At 74.1% G+C, this 14,992-nt stretch carries 15 protein-coding genes; 8 read left to right on the plus strand and 7 right to left on the minus strand.

Features of this window, described 5'->3' with window-relative positions; translation table 11 throughout:
* Positions 1 to 5 precede the first annotated feature (5 nt).
* The 6 genes from kamD (at position 6) to ACI783_RS16080 (ending at position 6,284) form a co-directional block, all read left to right on the plus strand.
* The gene (gene kamD, locus ACI783_RS16055; protein WP_457141369.1) at positions 6 to 1,601 is read left to right on the plus strand and encodes a lysine 5,6-aminomutase subunit alpha; all 1,596 of its coding nucleotides are present in this window, start codon (positions 6 to 8) and stop codon (positions 1,599 to 1,601) included.
* A gap of 34 nt (positions 1,602 to 1,635) precedes the next feature.
* The gene (kamE, locus tag ACI783_RS16060) at positions 1,636 to 2,427 is read left to right on the plus strand and encodes a lysine 5,6-aminomutase subunit beta (RefSeq protein WP_457141383.1); all 792 of its coding nucleotides are present in this window, start codon (positions 1,636 to 1,638) and stop codon (positions 2,425 to 2,427) included.
* Positions 2,403 to 2,798 (plus strand): 3-aminobutyryl-CoA ammonia lyase, encoded by a 396-nt coding sequence (gene kal, locus ACI783_RS16065; protein WP_457141370.1) that lies wholly within the window; start codon positions 2,403 to 2,405, stop codon positions 2,796 to 2,798. Before kamE ends, kal begins: the two co-directional genes overlap by 25 nt.
* 515 nt (positions 2,799 to 3,313) lie before the next feature.
* Positions 3,314 to 4,870, plus strand: a complete 1,557-nt coding sequence (gene lnt / locus ACI783_RS16070) for an apolipoprotein N-acyltransferase (protein WP_457141371.1) — start codon at positions 3,314 to 3,316, stop codon at positions 4,868 to 4,870.
* A complete protein-coding gene (locus tag ACI783_RS16075) occupies positions 4,867 to 5,661 on the plus strand; it encodes a polyprenol monophosphomannose synthase (RefSeq protein WP_457141372.1) in 795 nt (264 codons plus the stop codon). Before lnt ends, ACI783_RS16075 begins: the two co-directional genes overlap by 4 nt.
* 41 nt (positions 5,662 to 5,702) lie before the next feature.
* Positions 5,703 to 6,284, plus strand: a complete 582-nt coding sequence (locus ACI783_RS16080) for an FxsA family protein (protein ID WP_457141373.1) — start codon at positions 5,703 to 5,705, stop codon at positions 6,282 to 6,284.
* A 58-nt stretch (positions 6,285 to 6,342) separates the two neighbouring features.
* On the opposite strand, the gene ACI783_RS16085 is transcribed toward ACI783_RS16080, so the two are convergent.
* The 5 genes from ACI783_RS16085 to ACI783_RS16105 all read right to left on the minus strand — a co-directional run bounded on the left by ACI783_RS16085 (position 6,343) and on the right by ACI783_RS16105 (position 10,729).
* The gene (locus ACI783_RS16085) at positions 6,343 to 6,687 is read right to left on the minus strand and encodes an RNA polymerase-binding protein RbpA (protein WP_153361160.1); all 345 of its coding nucleotides are present in this window, start codon (positions 6,685 to 6,687) and stop codon (positions 6,343 to 6,345) included.
* A gap of 194 nt (positions 6,688 to 6,881) precedes the next feature.
* Positions 6,882 to 7,637 carry a thymidine kinase gene (locus tag ACI783_RS16090; protein ID WP_457141374.1) on the minus strand — a complete coding sequence of 252 codons (756 nt, stop codon included), beginning with the start codon at positions 7,635 to 7,637 and terminating at the stop codon, positions 6,882 to 6,884.
* Positions 7,634 to 9,010, minus strand: a complete 1,377-nt coding sequence (locus tag ACI783_RS16095; RefSeq protein ID WP_457141375.1) for an MFS transporter — start codon at positions 9,008 to 9,010, stop codon at positions 7,634 to 7,636. The genes ACI783_RS16090 and ACI783_RS16095 overlap by 4 nt, the downstream gene beginning before the upstream one ends.
* Positions 9,011 to 9,056: 46 nt before the next feature.
* On the minus strand, positions 9,057 to 9,956 hold the full coding sequence (locus tag ACI783_RS16100) for a lysophospholipid acyltransferase family protein (protein ID WP_457141376.1): 900 nt from the start codon (positions 9,954 to 9,956) through the stop codon (positions 9,057 to 9,059).
* The gene (locus tag ACI783_RS16105; RefSeq protein WP_457141377.1) at positions 9,953 to 10,729 is read right to left on the minus strand and encodes a glycerophosphodiester phosphodiesterase; all 777 of its coding nucleotides are present in this window, start codon (positions 10,727 to 10,729) and stop codon (positions 9,953 to 9,955) included. Before ACI783_RS16105 ends, ACI783_RS16100 begins: the two co-directional genes overlap by 4 nt.
* Positions 10,730 to 10,847: 118 nt before the next feature.
* Between ACI783_RS16105 and ACI783_RS16110 the strand changes: the two genes are divergently transcribed.
* Positions 10,848 to 11,246, plus strand: a complete 399-nt coding sequence (locus ACI783_RS16110) for a hypothetical protein (RefSeq protein WP_457141378.1) — start codon at positions 10,848 to 10,850, stop codon at positions 11,244 to 11,246.
* Positions 11,247 to 11,340: 94 nt separating this feature from the next.
* Here the strand turns inward: ACI783_RS16110 and ACI783_RS16115 are convergent, their stop codons facing one another.
* On the minus strand, positions 11,341 to 11,601 hold the full coding sequence (locus ACI783_RS16115) for a hypothetical protein (RefSeq protein WP_457141379.1): 261 nt from the start codon (positions 11,599 to 11,601) through the stop codon (positions 11,341 to 11,343).
* A gap of 492 nt (positions 11,602 to 12,093) precedes the next feature.
* Positions 12,094 to 12,648 carry an isochorismatase family protein gene (locus ACI783_RS16120; RefSeq protein ID WP_457141380.1) on the minus strand — a complete coding sequence of 185 codons (555 nt, stop codon included), beginning with the start codon at positions 12,646 to 12,648 and terminating at the stop codon, positions 12,094 to 12,096.
* A gap of 398 nt (positions 12,649 to 13,046) precedes the next feature.
* Here ACI783_RS16120 and ACI783_RS16125 point away from each other — a divergent pair, with 398 nt between their 5' ends.
* Positions 13,047 to 14,837 (plus strand): glycoside hydrolase family 15 protein, encoded by a 1,791-nt coding sequence (locus ACI783_RS16125; RefSeq protein ID WP_457141381.1) that lies wholly within the window; start codon positions 13,047 to 13,049, stop codon positions 14,835 to 14,837.
* Positions 14,838 to 14,992: the final 155 nt, after the last annotated feature.

Here is a 14,992-nt window from a genome sequence, read left to right on the forward strand (position 1 = left end):
GCGTGGTGAGCGGGAAGCTGACGCTGGACCCGGCGCTGGTCGCCAGGGCCCGGGAGCTGGCCGCGACGGCGGCCGCCCCGGTGGTCGACCTGGCGGCGGCGCACACCACCGTCTCCGTGGAGCGGGCGGTGCTGCGGCTGGCCGGGTTGACCGGCACCGACCCGGTCACCGGCGGCGGGGCCGAGCAGCAGGACCGGGTGCCCTGGGTCAACCGCGTGGTGGACGCCGTCCGCGACCAGGCGGGCCTGGAGCACGGTGTCGCGCTGCCGGTCTGGCACGCACTGCGCGACGGCGGCACGCTGCCGGAGCTCGCCGCGCAGGTGGGCGCGGGCACCGCCCGGTTCACCGTTCCCGAGGGCGCCGCCGCCGACCGCGCGCGGGAGGCCGCCCGCGCCGCCGTCGCCGGGGGCATCGCCCGGATCGACGCCAACCGGGCCCGCCGGGAGGAGCTGGTGGCCACCCACGGCGACCCGCCCCGCCGGCCGTGGATCTACCTGATCGTGGCCACCGGCGACATCCACGAGGACATCCCGCAGGCGCAGGCCGCCGCCCGCGCCGGCGCCGACGTCATCGCCGTCATCCGCTCGACCGGGCAGTCGCTGCTGGACTACGTGCCCGAGGGCGCCACCCGCACCGGCTACGCCGGCACGTACGCCACCCAGGAGAACTTCCGGCTGATGCGGGCGGCGCTGGACGACGTCAGCGCGGAGCTGGGCCGCTACGTCCGGCTGACCAACTACGCCTCCGGGCTGTGCATGCCGGAGATCGCCGTGCTGGCCGGCCTGGAGCGGCTGGACATGATGCTCAACGACGCGATGTACGGGATCCTCTTCCGCGACATCAACCCGCGCCGCACCTTCGTCGACCAGCGGTTCAGCCGGATGGTGCACGCCCGCGCCGGCATCGTCATCAACACCGGCGAGGACAACTACCTCACCACCGCCGACGCCGTTGACGAGGCGCACACCGTCACGGTCAGCCAGCTGCTCAACGAGACCCTGGCCAAGGAGGCCGGCCTCGCCGACTGGCAGCTGGGCCTGGGCCACGCCTTCGAGATCGACCCGTCGGTGCCGGACTCGTTCCGGCTGGAGCTGGCGCACGCCCTGCTGGCCCGCGAGCTGTTCCCGGACGCCCCGTTGAAGTGGATGCCGCCGACCAAGCACATGACCGGCGACGTGTTCCGCGGCTACCTGCTCGACGGCTTCTTCAACCTGGCCGGGGCCCTCACCGGTCAGGGCATCCTGCTGGTCGGGATGATGACCGAGGCCGTGGTCACCCCCTGGCTGTCCGACCGCGACCTGGCGCTGCGCAACGTCCGGTACGTGCTGGAGGCCGCGGGCAACCTGCACGAGGACTTCTCCCCGCCGCCCGGCGGCTTCATCGACCGCCGGGCGCACACCGTGCTCACCGAGGCGGTGGGGCTGCTGGCACGGATCGCCGACCACCCGCAGGGGCTGATCCAGGCCATCGCCGACGGCACGTTCGGCATCACCAGGCGGTCGCCGGACGGCGGCAAGGGCCTGGACGGCGTCGTCGCCAAGGCCGCGGACCACTACGACCCGGCCACCGAGCTGCTCACCCGAGAGGTGTCCCGTGCCTGACGACCGCCAGGATGGCCCTTTCGGCGGAACCGGGATGGGGAGCGTGGTGCGCCCGTACGGGGACACCACCGGTGACGGGATGGTGCAGACGTCGTTCACCCTGCCGGTGCCACCGGGACCGAGGGCCGAGGGCGCGGCGCTGCAGCTGGCGCAGAAGATGGGCATCGAGCCGGCGATGGTGGTGCACAGCGCCGGCATCGGTGGTGGGGGTGGGCCGGCGGGCGACGGCGCGGCCTTCACCTTCTTCGTCGTCTACGGCAGCGTGCGACACCTGGTCGACCTCGACGCCGTCCAGGTGGAGGAGCGGGCCTACCCGCTGTTGTCGCCCAGCGAGGTCAACGCCGCGGTGAAGACCCGCTTGCGCCGCAGCCTCGTGGTGCTGGGGGCGTGCATCGGCACCGACGCGCACACGGTGGGCATCGACGCGATCCTCAACCTCAAGGGGTTCGCGGGGGAGAAGGGCCTGGAGTACTACCGGGAGCTGCAGGTGACCAACCTCGGTGCGCAGGTGGGCGTGCCCGAGCTGGTCCGCGCGGCCCGGGACCGGCGGGCCGACGCCGTCCTGGTCTCCCAGGTGGTCACCCAGCGGGACGCCCACCTGCGCAACACCCGCGAGCTGGCCGGCGCGTTCCGCGAGGCGATGGGGGAGTCCCGCCCGCTCCTGGTGGTGGGCGGGCCCCGCTTCGACCCGGCGATGGCGTCCGAGCTCGGCGTGGACAAGGTCTTCGGCCGGGGGACGACGCCCGGCGAGGTCGCCAGCTATCTCGTGCACGCGCTCGTCCCGGCAGAGGAGGCCCCCACATGGACGATCCCCGGATCGGCTTGACCGTCACGCACCGCCGCTACGTGCCGCACGCGCACGCCCACTACGGCGGGGACCTCGTCGACGGGGCCTACACGATGGGCCTGTTCGGCGACGTCGCCACCGAGGTGGCCATGCGCGCCGACGGCGACGAGGGGCTGCTCGCCGGGTACTCGGAGGTCCGGTTCCTCGCCCCGGTGCAGGCCGGGGACGTGCTGGAGGCCTCCTGCCAGGTGGTGCGGGTGGGCCGGCGCAGCCGGGAGCTGCGCTGCTGGGCGGAGGTCGTCGCCCGCGCGGAGCCGTCCCGCGGCGCATCCGCCGCCCGGGTGCTCGACCCGCCGCTGCGGGTGGTCGAGGCGGTCGCGACGCTGGTGGTGCCCGGCCCCAGCAGCTGAGCACCGGGGCACGCCCGTGTCGACATGCCGACACGTCGACCGCTCCGGATCGTCATGTCGACCTGGCGCGCCGCACCCAGGTAACGGTCGGGTAACGGTCCGACCCGCTGGTCACCGCAGGGCCCCCGGTGGTTCCCTCACACGTCGCCGGTCCCTACTCTCGGCGCGGTCCGTCCCGGGCGGACCGGTCACCATCCGGTCCCGCTCTGCGGGGCTCCGCGTCACCAGACAACGGCGCAGCGGTCGCATCCAGCCGCTGCTGCACCGGCCCGAAGGCGCGGGGCCCCGAGCCGGACCAGCAGGGCCGACCGGCACGTCCGGCCGGGACGGCGTCCCGGGATGGGATGCTGGACGGAGGCCGCCGCACCCGGTGCGGCGGCCCCCGGCCCCGTTCGCCACGCGGCCGACCATCTCCCGGACCGTCGTCCGGGCAAGCGCGGAGGGCGGCGGTGTCGGCAGTGACGGTGAGCGGCACGGTGACGGCGGCCTCGGCCGGGGTCCCGGCCGAGGGACCCGTGCCGACCCCCACCCGCCGGTGGCCCTGGCGCACCGCGGTCGCGGCCCTCGGCGGGCTGGCGCTCTACCTGGCGTTCCCCGCGCACGACCTCGCAGCCCTCGCCGTGCTCGGCCCGGCCGCGCTGGCGCTCGCCGTCCGCGGTCAGCGGGTGCGCGGCGGGCTGTGGCTGGGCCTGGTCCTCGGGCTGGTCACCATGGTCCCGCTGCTGTCCTGGAGCGGGATCTACGTCGGCTCCTTCCCCTGGTTGGCGCTGGCGGTCACCGAGGCCCTGTACTTCGCGCTGCTCGGCGGCGCGACGGCGCTGACCTCCCGGCTGCCCGGCTGGCCGGTGTGGGCGGCCGCGCTGTGGGTCGCGCAGGAGGCGCTGCGGGGCCGCTGGCCGCTGGGTGGCTTCCCGTGGGGCAGGCTCGGCTTCAGCCAGGCGGAGGGGCCGTTCACCGCACTGGCCGCCTACGGCGGCGTTCCGCTGGTCGGGTTCGCCGTGGCGCTCACCGGGACGCTGCTGGCCGCCGCCGTCGTCCGGGCGCGGAGGGCCGGAGCGGGGGGCAGCCGCCGGACGGCGCTGCGTTCGGCCGCCGTCCCGCTCGTCGCCGCCCTGACCGTGCCGGCCGTCGGTGCGCTTGCCTGGTTGCCCCTGGCCGGCTCCTCGCTCACCGAGGGTGGCCCGACCCGCACCGTCGCGGTGATCCAGGGCAACGTGCCGCGCGCCGGCCTGGACTTCAACGCTCAACGGCGGGCGGTGCTGGACAACCACGCAGCCGAGACGATCCGGCTGGCCGACGCCGTCGCCGCGGGGGAGGCCGACCAGCCCGACCTGGTGATCTGGCCGGAGAACAGCTCCGACATCGACCCGTACACCAACGCCGACGCCGCCCGGGTGATCAGCGGCGCCGCCCGGGCCATCGACGCCCCGATCCTGGTCGGCGCGGTCGTCCGGGGGCCGGGGGAGAAGATCTCCAACACCGGCATCGTGTGGGACCCGGTCACCGGCCCGGGGGAGACCTACGTCAAACGGCACCCCGTGCCCCTGGCCGAGTACGTGCCCGCCCGGCCGTTCTTCCGCTTCTTCAGCCCGCTGGTCGACCGGGTCACCGACTTCGCGCACGGCTCCGAGGTGGGCACCCTGGACATCGGGGGAGCGCGGGTCGGCGACGTCATCTGCTTCGAGGTCGCCTACGACGGCCTGGTGGCCGACGTCGTCGACGACGGTGCGGGCATGATCGTCGTGCAGACCAACAACGCCACGTTCGGCTACACCGACGAGACCGAGCAGCAGCTGGCGATGAGCCGCCTGCGGGCGGTGGAGTTCGGCCGGACGGTGGTGGTGGCCGCGACCAGCGGGGTGAGCGCGATCGTCGCCCCGGACGGCACGCTGGTGCACCGCTCGGAGCTGTTCACCGCCGACTCGTTCGTCGAGCCGATCGCCCAGCGCGACCAGCGCACCGTCGCCGAGCGGCTGGGCGCGACCCCCGAGTGGGTGCTCACCGCGGTGGGCGTGGGGGCCGTCCTGGCCGCCCTGGCCTCGAGCCGGGCCCGCCGGCGGAGCGCCCGGTGACCGACGTCGCCGGCCCGGTGCTGGTCGTGATCCCCACCTACGAGGAGGTGGGGAACCTGGGCACGGTGCTCGACCGGCTGCACGCCGCCGTCCCGGGCGCTCACGTGCTGGTCGTCGACGACGCCTCACCCGACGGCACCGGCGAGCTGGCCGACGCCCGGGCCGCCGACGACGAGCGGGTGCACGTGCTGCACCGCGCCGGGAAGCAGGGGCTGGGCCCGGCCTACGTCGCCGGCTTCCGCTGGGCCGCCGAGCACGGCTACGCCGTCGTGGTGGAGATGGACGCCGACGGGTCGCACCCGCCGGAGCGGCTGCCCGCCCTGCTGGCCGCCCTGGCCGAGGCGGACCTGGTGCTCGGGTCGCGCTGGGTGCCGGGCGGGCGGGTGCTCGACTGGCCCCGCCACCGCCTGGCCATCTCCCGCATCGGCAACCTCTACACCCGCTGGGCACTGCGCCTGCCGCTGGCCGATGCGACCGGGGGCTTCCGGGCGGCGCGCGCCGACCTGCTGGCCCGCCTGCCGTTCGACCAGGTGGCCAGCCAGGGCTACTGCTTCCAGGTCGACTGGGCCTGGCGGGCGGTGCGCTCCGGCGCCCGGGTGGTGGAGGTGCCGATCACCTTCAGCGAACGCACGGTGGGCCGGAGCAAGATGAGCGGCTCGATCGTTGGAGAGGCGTTGGCACGGGTCACCTGGTGGGGCGTGCTCGACCGGCTGGCCGACCGGCTGCCCGGGCGGGTGCGCCGTCCCGTACCCGCGCGCAGCCGCGGCGGGCGGACACAGGCACTCCAGTAGGAGCGCCGGCCGTCCGTGCCGCGGCAGGAGAGGAGAGATCCATGACCATGGGCTCCGCGATCGGCGGGCACACCCCGCGACGGCGGGCGTCCTCACGCTGGCGGACGGCGGTGGGTCTCGGCGCGCTGGCCGAGGTCGTCGTGTTCGTCCTCGTCGCGAGCTGGATCGGCGTGGGCTGGACGCTGCTGCTGGCGCTGGCCACGAGCGCCCTGGGCGGGCTGCTGTTGGCGCGCCAGGGCACCCGCGCCCTCACCGAGCTCCGGTTGCGCGCCGAGGAGCACCGCGCCCCGGGCCGCGCCCTGGGCGACGCCGGCCTGATCGCCCTCGGCGGGCTGCTGATGGTGCTGCCCGGCTTCATCGGCGACCTGCTCGGCCTGATGTGCCTGCTGCCGTTCACCCGGGCGCTGCCCCGGGCGCTGATCGCCCGGGGGATCGCCCGCCGGCTGCCCGACCGGTGGCTGGGCCCGGTCCGGGTGCGGGCCACCCGCACCGTCGACGGCACCGTCACCGACGGCCCCTCCGACGTGTACCGCGCCGGCCCCGCCCACCGGGTGATCGAGGGACGGGTCGTCGCGGGCGATGTCATCGAGGGCGACGTCGAGGACCGCCCGACCGGGGGCTGACGCGGAACGGCCCCGGTGGGAGATCCCACCGGGGCCGTTCCGTGCGTGCTGAGCTCGACTAGCTGGCGCGGGTGCGCCGCCCGCGGAGCACCTCGAGGCGCTCGGCGAGCACCTCCTCCAGGTCGTCCACCGAACGACGCTCCAGGAGCATGTCCCAGTGCGTGCGCGGGGGCTTGACCTTCTTGGGGGCGGGCTCGGAGCCACCGACCAGCTTGGCCGCCGAACCGTCGTACTTGCACTCCCACGTGTCGGGGAGCTCCGCGTCGTCGGCGAAGGGCACCGTGACCAGGTGGCCCTGGGCGCACTTGTACTCGGCGTACTGCCGCTCGATGGGCGCGGTGTTGCGCTCGGTCTCGTAGCTCACGCTGCCCAGTCGGCTTCCGCGCAGGGAACGCTCGCCCATGGCACACCGTCCTCTCGTGCTGATCTCGGTCAGGTCTGGGACTGCCCGGACAGCCGATTGCTCACGCATCCGGCTCGGGGTGTCGCAGAGGTCAACGACAGATGACGGAAAGAGATTCCGTGTCGTTCGACTGCTCATCATCGCATGGGGTGATGAACCAGCGTTCAACCACCCCCACGGGGGAGCGGCACCACTCAGCGGAGAGCCAACTGCCCCGGACCGGTCGGCGTCGACCCCAGCTGGCCGTTCGCGTGATGGCGGCGGCACAGCACCTGGTAGCGCACCCCGGCTTCCGCGGCTTCCCCGGCCTCCCCGGTCGCGCCGTCCGGCGGCGCCGGGGGCTCGGTGTCAGCGACGACGACGGTGGCGCCCTCCCGGACCATCGCCCCGTCGACCACCCGTGCGTTGAGCAGCCCGGGCAGGCCGCACCAGCACAGCACCATCACCTGCACCCGCTGGACGTCGTCGGCGAGCTCGAACAGCCGCTGCGTGCCGGGGAAGAGCCGGGCCCGAAAGTCGGTGGTCAGCCCGAAGGCGAAGACGTCGACGTGCGACTCGTCGACCAGCTCGGCGAGCTGCTCGACCTGCGCACCGGTGAGGAACTGCGCCTCGTCGACGATCAGGTAGTCGACCCGCTGGCCGGCCGCCCACCGGTCGCGGACCAGCAGCCGGATGTCGGTGTCGCCGTCGACCTCCACCGCGGCCTGCCGGAGCCCCACCCGGGAGCTGATCTGCGCGGCACCGGACCGGTCGCCCTGGGTGAGCAGCAGGCCGTGGCGGCCCTGCCGGCTCTGGTTGTGGTCGACCTGCAACGCCAGCGTCGACTTCCCGCAGTCCATCGGGCCGTGGAAGAAGGTCAGGTGCGCCGGAGCCGGATGCCGCCGCCGGTCACCGGCGACGGGCACCACCTCCAGCAGGTCGGTCGAGCCGTCCAGAGGGGCGGGTGTCACAGGCGCTCCGGGGGTGTGTTGCCGGCCTCGACGATGGCCCGCCGCATGTCCAGCCGGGCCAGCAGGAAGCCGCCGAGGACGAAGAAGAGGACCAGGCTGAAGATCGCGTACCGGTAGGAGTCGGTCAGCTGGTAGGTGAGGGCGAAGAGGAACGGGCCCAGCCAGCTGGTGCCGCGGTCGCTGATCTCGTAGAGGCCGAAGTACTCTGCCTCCTTGCCCGGCGGGATCAGCTGGCTGAACAGCGACCGGGACAGCGCCTGGGTGCCACCGAGCACGAACCCGATGACGACGGCGAGCAGGTAGAACTGCACCGCCGCGCCGGCCTGCACGAAGTAGGCGGCCACGAGCACGCCGGTCCACACCACCAGGCCGCCGAGCACGGTGCGCTTGGCGCCGACCACCGCGGCGATCCGGCCCATGCCCATCGCCCCGAAGAAGGCGACCACCTGGACCAGCAGGATGGTGGATACCAGGGTCGTCTGGTCCAGCTCGAGCTCCTCGGCGCCGTACTGCGCCGAGACCCCGATGATCGTCTGCACGCCGTCGTTGAACAGCAGGTACGCGGCGAGGAACCACAGCGTCAGCCGGTAGCGGCGCATCTCGCGCAGGGTGGCGCCCAGCTGCCGGAAGCCGCCGGTCAGCGCCCCGCCGTGGGCCGGGACCAGGGCGGACTCCCGCGGCCGGCGGTTGCGCAGCAGCGAGACGCTGACCACGGTGAACCCGGCCCACCAGAGGCCGGCCGAGGCCAGGCAGATCCGCACCGCCTCGCCCTCGGTCAGGCCCAGGGACTCGTACTGGGTGAAAAGCGCGAGGTTCGCCGCGAGCAGCAGGGCGCCGCCGAGGTAGCCGAAGGCCCACCCCCGGCTGGAGACGGCGTCCCGCTCGTCGGGGCCGGCGAGGTCGGGCAGCCAGGAGTAGTAGACGACGGTGGCCGCGCCGAAGGCGAGATTCGCGGCGACGAACAGCGCCGCACCCAGCAGGTACCGCTCCCCGGCGACGAAGAACAGCGCCATGGTGGCCACCGAGCCGACGGTGGCGAAGCCGGCCAGCAGCTGACGCTTGCGGCCGCTGCGGTCGGCGATCGCCCCGGTGACCGGCAGCACCAGCACCTGGAGCACGACCGAGAGCGACAGCACGTACCCGAACCAGCTGCCTGGCGGGATGCTGATGCCCAGCGGGTGGATCCGCCCCTGCGCGTCGGCGGCCGCCTCGGCGATCGAGGTGAGGTAGGGGGCGAGGAAGACGGTCGTCACCGAGGTGTTGAAGACCGACATCGCCCAGTCGTAGGAGTACCAGCCGGCGCGCTCGCGGCGCAGCGCCCGGTCGGCGCGGGGGACGTCGGACCCGGCGGGTGCGGGCGGTGCGTCGGTCACCGGCGCAGGGTGCCAGCCGCAGGAGGGCGGGTCCAGCACCGGCCGGTCACGGGATGGCCTCGGGCACCACGCCGCCGGGGAACGCCGCCACCGCGGTGGTGGGCCGGGTGGGGTCGGTGAACGCGATCCGGTCGGTCGGCTCGCCGGCTCGCAGCGGGGCCAGGCCACGGGTCAGCGCGGCGGCGATCCGCACCCGCGCCCGGTTGGCGTCACCCATCCGGCCCGGCTCCAGGTCCTCGAAGAACACCGGGGCACCGATGTGCACGCGCAGCGCGGGTCGCCGCCACAGCGCCCGGAGCAGCGTGCGCAACTTGCCCCAGTCGTTGGCGTACTGCAGCACCTCGTGCGCGCCCCACTGGCTGACCGGGATGACCGGCACGTCGGCGGCCAGGGCCATCCGGGCCAGCCCGGTGCGCCCTCGCTCGGGCCAGCCGTCCGCGGTCAGCCCGACCCGTCCCTCGGGGTAGGCGACGACATGGCCACCGGCGGCCAGCGCCACCTGGGTGACCCGGAGCGCGTGGGCGGCGAGGTCGGTGCCGCGGTCGACCCGGATGCCACCGGCGCGCTCCAGCAGGGGTCCGGCGACCGGGGCGGTGACGATGCCGCGGGTCGCCATGAACCGCGGGGTGACGCCGGCGCGGTGGAGGGCCGCAGCGACGACGAAGGTGTCGAAGTCACCGATGTGGTTGACCGCCAGGAGCAGCGGCCCGTCCAGCCACTCCTCGGGGATGCTCCCGGTCACCTCCAGGCGACCGAAGACGCCCGGCAGCCGGTGCAGGCTCCGCAGCAGCCCGCGCCAGAGCCACCACGGCGGCGCTGCGGCGATGGCCAGCTCGCGGGCGAACCAGTCGGGGTCCTCGGGGCCGACGAGACCGGCGAGCTCCGGGGGCAGGGGTGGCGGGGCAGGCCGCCAGGAACGGAGCCGAGCGGACAGCCGGCCGGTCACGCTCCGGTCCACTGACCTCGAGCCACCAGCACGTCGCGGAGCATCGCCGGGCGGTCGGTCATCACACCGTCGACGCCCAGGTCGAGCATCTGCTTCGCGTCCTCCTCGTCGTCGACCGTCCACACGTGCACCTGCAGGCTCCGGGCATGCGCGGCCTCGATGAAGCGCTCGTCGACCAGCGGTCGCCCACCCAGCGCGAGCGGGACCTGGGCGCAGCCGGCCTGGATGCGCACCAGCCCCGCGGCCCGCGGCGAGTAGGAGGACAGCCGCAGCGCGGCGACCCCCTTGGGACCCAGCGAGGTGCAGACGTCGGGCCCGAACATCCGGCGGGCGGCGGCGATCCGGGCGTCGGAGAACGAGCCGAGGCAGATGCGGTCCTCGATGTTCAGCCGGCGTACGGTGCGCACCAGCGGGGCGAGCACCCCGGCCGCCTTGATGTCGAGGTTGAAGCGGACGTCCGGCCAGGCCCCCAGCAGGTCCTCCAGCGCCATGATCGGTTCGCGACCCCCGATCAGCGCCGTCCGGACCTCGCTCCAGCGCAGGCTGTCCACCCGCCCGGTGCGGTCGGTGACCCGGTCCAGGGTGGCGTCGTGGAAGACCACCGGGACGCCGTCGGAGGTGACGCGCACATCCGTCTCCAGGAAGCGGTAGCCCAGCGCCACGCACGCCTCGAAGGCGCCGGCGCTGTTCTCCAGGTGCTCGATGGCGCCGCCACGGTGCGCCATCGCCAGGGGAGTGGGCCCGTCGAGGAAGGCAAAACGCGAGCCGGGCACCCCAACACGCTAGCGGCGCCTTCCGACGGCCTCGCGCAGGGTGCCGAGGTGACCCGGGCGGGCGACCGCGGGCGTGTCCCCCGGGGGCTGTCGGACCCGCCGTCTACCGTCGTCGCTCGTGGAGGTCGAGCAGCACACGGGTGCGCGCCCGGGGGCACACCGGCGCCGGCGCGACGGCGAGGAGCGCCGCTGTGGCTGGTGCCGCAGCCTGCTCCCGGTCCAGGAGTCGGTGGGCCGGCCCCGCTTGTACTGCGGCCAGGCGTGCCGACAGCGCGCCTACGAGCAGCGCTCGGCCAGCGCCAAGGCCGGGTTGTCCGACGACGTGGTGCTGGTGACGCGGGCCGAGCTCGACGCCCTGCAGGACCGGCTCTACCAGCTGCGCTGCGCGATCGAGGACGTGCAGACGACCCTGTCGGAGAAGCCGACCAAGGCGGAGCTGGAGCGCTCGCTCGAGGAGCTCGTGCGTTCGACCGGCCGGCTCGACCGGCTCTGGCTCAACGGACGCAGCGCCGGCTGACCCCGCCGATCCCCTGGGTGACCCTGATGAAGCGTCACAGTGACGCAACACACCAGCCGGTCGGCCACCCGGGGGAGCGGCCGATCAGTGAGGGTCAGCCGCCGTTGTCGGAGTCCTCGTTGCGGTCCTCGTTGCCCTGGTCGGTGTCCGAGTCGTGGACATCGGGCAGACCACCCTGCTCCGCGTCGTTCTCGTCGTTGCCCGAGGTGTTGGTGCTCTCGTCGTCGGTCGTGCCGTCGTTGCGCTGGTCGCTGTTCGGGCCGCCACTGGGGTCGGCGCACGCGGTCAGGACGGCCGGCCCGCCGGCCAGGGTCAGCGCGACGAACAGAGCAGCCACCGGGCGTCGGATCCTCATGCCCCGACCCTAAGGACGCATGACGCGAACCGCCCGTCGAGATGACGATCCACCCCTCATTACGTCAGAGTGACGCAATGAGGGGTGGACAGGTTGCACCAGGGGGAGCGGACCCCCGGGCTCGATGTCCACTCCGGGCGGCCGGCTGATCGAGATCAGAGCGCGGTCGGACGAACCCGAGCGAGCCATGATCATCTTCGTCGTCCCGAGAGGGCGAGACGGCGGACGACCGGCGACCCGAGCGGTCGACGGGCTGGGTGCGCGAGCGAGTGACCCACCTGGCCGCCGACTCGCTGTCGACGCGTGCGCCGAACGCGACGCCCGTCGGATGCAAGACCCGGAACGGGTCGTGGCTGCGCCGTCGAGGGCGAGCGTCGTCGTGGACGACACCGGACGAGCCGAGAACCCGGCGACACCGAACCGTGCGTTCCGACTGCTCTGCACAACGCCGATAATCGACATTATGTCAACCAGCGGGCGTGACGACCGCTCTCAGCCCGCGAAAGACACCTCGGCGGTCGGCAGGACCTGAGCACTCCGTCCGGGTGCGGCCTGGAACTGCCAGTACAGGTTGGTGTGTGCGATGACCTGCTCGACCGGCGGCGCTCCCCAGGCGCTCTTGTCGCCGGCGGTGTGTGCGTCACCGACCAACGTGACGTCGTAGCCCCGGGTGAACGCCCCGTGGATGGTCGACCGGATGCAGGCGTCGGACTCGGCGCCGGTCACGACCAGGTGACCGACGCCCGCCGTGGCCAGCACCTGCTCCAGGTCAGTGTCCTCGAAGGCGTCGCCGTAGGTCTTGTGCACCAGCGGCTCTGGCTCGGCACGGACGAGCTCCGGGACGTACTTCCACGCGTCGCTCCCCTGGGCCAGTTCCGCGTCGGAGTGCTGGACCCAGACGACCGGGATGCCGGCACCGCGGGCCTGCTCGACCAGGGTGGCGATGTTGGCGACGACCTCGTCGCGCCGGGCTGCGCCGTCGACGACGCCCCGCTGGACGTCGACGACCATCAGCGCGGTGCCTGGTCGATCGGTGAGCGCGGTCATGGTGGGTCTCCCCTGCTGGTCGGCGACTGGCGCGGCACCGCGCACGCTAGACCAGGCCGACGACGGAAACGCCCCGCTCGACACGAGGCAGCTGCCCCGCGAGGGCCACGACGGCCTGCGCGCTGGAACTGGTCCGGGACCGGCGGGCCCAGCCCCGCCGGTGAGCCGTCTCGACGGTGATCGAGCGATTGGCCCACCCGGACCGGCGGCTGGGCTCCGCCTCCTCGTTGTGGGGCTTCGTTGTCGGTCCTTGTGATCAATTACTTTGTTGGGGATAACGGACGAGGGTCGTGGACCGTGGGTTTGCCGGGCGAGGCAGGTCGGTAGGTGGCTGAGGCCGTCGTCTGTGCGCCACCGGCGCGGCCCAGCCCCGGCCACCCACCTCCAGGAGGACGTCCATGCCCAGCCCGATCGAGGACTACGGCCTGATCGGCGACCTGCAGACGGCCGCGCTGGTCGGCAAGGACGGCTCGATCGACTGGCTCTGCCTGCCGTCGTTCGACTCCGCGGCCTGCTTCGCCGCCCTGCTCGGCGATGAGCGCAACGGCCGGTGGCAGCTCGCCCCTGCCACCGGTGGCAGCTGCACGCGGCGCCGGTACCGGGGTGACTCCCTGGTCCTGGAGACCGAGTGGGAGACCCCGACCGGGACGGTCCGGGTCATCGACCTGATGCCACCCCGCGGCGAGCGCCCCGACGTCGTCCGGATCGTGGAGGGCGTCTCCGGCCGGGTGCCGATGCGGCTGGACCTGGTGCTGCGGTTCGACTACGGCCACCTGGTCCCGTGGGTGCGGTCGGTCGACGGTGACCTCGTCGCCGTCGCCGGCCCGGACGCGGTCACGCTCGTCACGCCGGTCCGGCTGCACGGGCAGGACCACACCACCTCGGCGGAGTTCGAGGTGACCGCCGGCGAACGGGTCCCCTTCGTGCTCACCCACTCCCCCTCGCACCTGCCGCGTCCGGCGCCGGTGGACGCCGAGGAGGCCCTCGCCAGCACCGAGGCGTTCTGGGCCGGCTGGATCGGCCAGTGCCGCTACGACGGCGAATGGGCGCCGGCCGTCCGCCGCTCGCTGATCACCCTCAAGGCGCTGACGTACCGGCCCACCGGCGGCATCGTCGCCGCGGCGACCACCTCCCTGCCCGAGGAGCTGGGTGGGAGCCGCAACTGGGACTACCGGTACTGCTGGCTGCGCGACGCGGCGTTCACCCTGCAGGCCCTGCTCGGCACCGGATACCTGGAGGAGGCGTCGGCCTGGCGGGAGTGGCTGCTGCGGGCCGTCGCCGGCGACCCCGGTGACCTGCGGATCATGTACGCGCTGGACGGCTCCCGGCGGATCCCGGAGTACGAGCTGCCGTGGCTGCCCGGCTACGAGGGCTCGGCCCCGGTGCGGGTCGGGAACGGCGCCGCCGGGCAGTTCCAGCTCGACGTGTGGGGCGAGCTGCTCGACGGCCTGCACCTCGCCCGCGAGTCCGGCCTCGCGCCGCTGGCGGACGCCTGGGCCGTGCAGAAGGTGCTGGTGGAGTTCCTGGAGACCGCCTGGGAACGCCCCGACCACAGCCTGTGGGAGGTCCGCGGTGCGCCCCGGCACTTCGTGCACTCGAAGGTGCTGGCCTGGGCGGGGGTCAACGGCGCGATCGAGGCGGTGGAGCAGCACGGGCTCGACGGCCCGGTGGAGCGCTGGCGGGCGCTGCGGCAGCGCATCCACGACGACGTCTGCGCCCGCGGCTACGACCCGGTGCGCCGGACGTTCACCCAGTTCTACGGGTCCGAGGGGCTGGACGCCGCCCTGCTGCTGATCCCACAGGTCGGCTTCCTGCCCTGGGACGACGAGCGGGTCGTGGGCACCGTGGAGGCGGTCCAGCGCGAGCTGACCTCCGACGGGTTCCTGCTCCGGTACCACACCTCTGCCGACGGCCGGGTCGACGGCCTGCCGGGCGACGAGGCGCCGTTCCTGCTGTGCAGCTTCTGGCTCGCCGACGCGCTCAACGGCATCGGCCGCGCCGCCGAGGCCCGGGAGCTGTTCGAGCGGCTGCTGGGCCTGGGCAACGACCTGGGCCTGATGAGCGAGGAGTACGACCCGCGCACCGGCCGGCACCTGGGCAACACCCCGCAGGCCTTCAGCCACGTCGGCCTGGTCAACACCGCCCGGCACCTCAGCGGGGCGCTGCGGGTACCCGGCGAGCACGCCTGAACCGGGGGGGGGGGGGGGGGGGGGGGGGGGGGGGGGGGGGGGGGGGGGGGGGGGGGGGGGGGGGGGGGGGGGGGGGGGGGGGGGGGGGGGGGGGGCGGCCGCCGGGGGCGGGGTGTGGGGGGGCGCGCCGGTCGGGGGGGGGGGGGGGCGGCCCG

The organism is Modestobacter sp. SYSU DS0511, from assembly GCF_054050755.1.

Excerpts from the sequence above, each read along its gene's own strand:
- kamE (WP_457141383.1), top strand. The coding sequence starts at position 1,636 with ATGGGGAGCGTGGTGCGCCCGTACGGGGACACCACCGGTGACGGGATG.
- kal (WP_457141370.1), top strand. The coding sequence starts at position 2,403 with ATGGACGATCCCCGGATCGGCTTGACCGTCACGCACCGCCGCTACGTG.
- ACI783_RS16080 (WP_457141373.1), top strand. The coding sequence starts at position 5,703 with ATGACCATGGGCTCCGCGATCGGCGGGCACACCCCGCGACGGCGGGCG.
- ACI783_RS16085 (WP_153361160.1), bottom strand. The coding sequence starts at position 6,687 with ATGGGCGAGCGTTCCCTGCGCGGAAGCCGACTGGGCAGCGTGAGCTAC.
- ACI783_RS16115 (WP_457141379.1), bottom strand. The coding sequence starts at position 11,601 with ATGAGGATCCGACGCCCGGTGGCTGCTCTGTTCGTCGCGCTGACCCTG.
- ACI783_RS16120 (WP_457141380.1), bottom strand. The coding sequence starts at position 12,648 with ATGACCGCGCTCACCGATCGACCAGGCACCGCGCTGATGGTCGTCGAC.
- ACI783_RS16125 (WP_457141381.1), top strand. The coding sequence starts at position 13,047 with ATGCCCAGCCCGATCGAGGACTACGGCCTGATCGGCGACCTGCAGACG.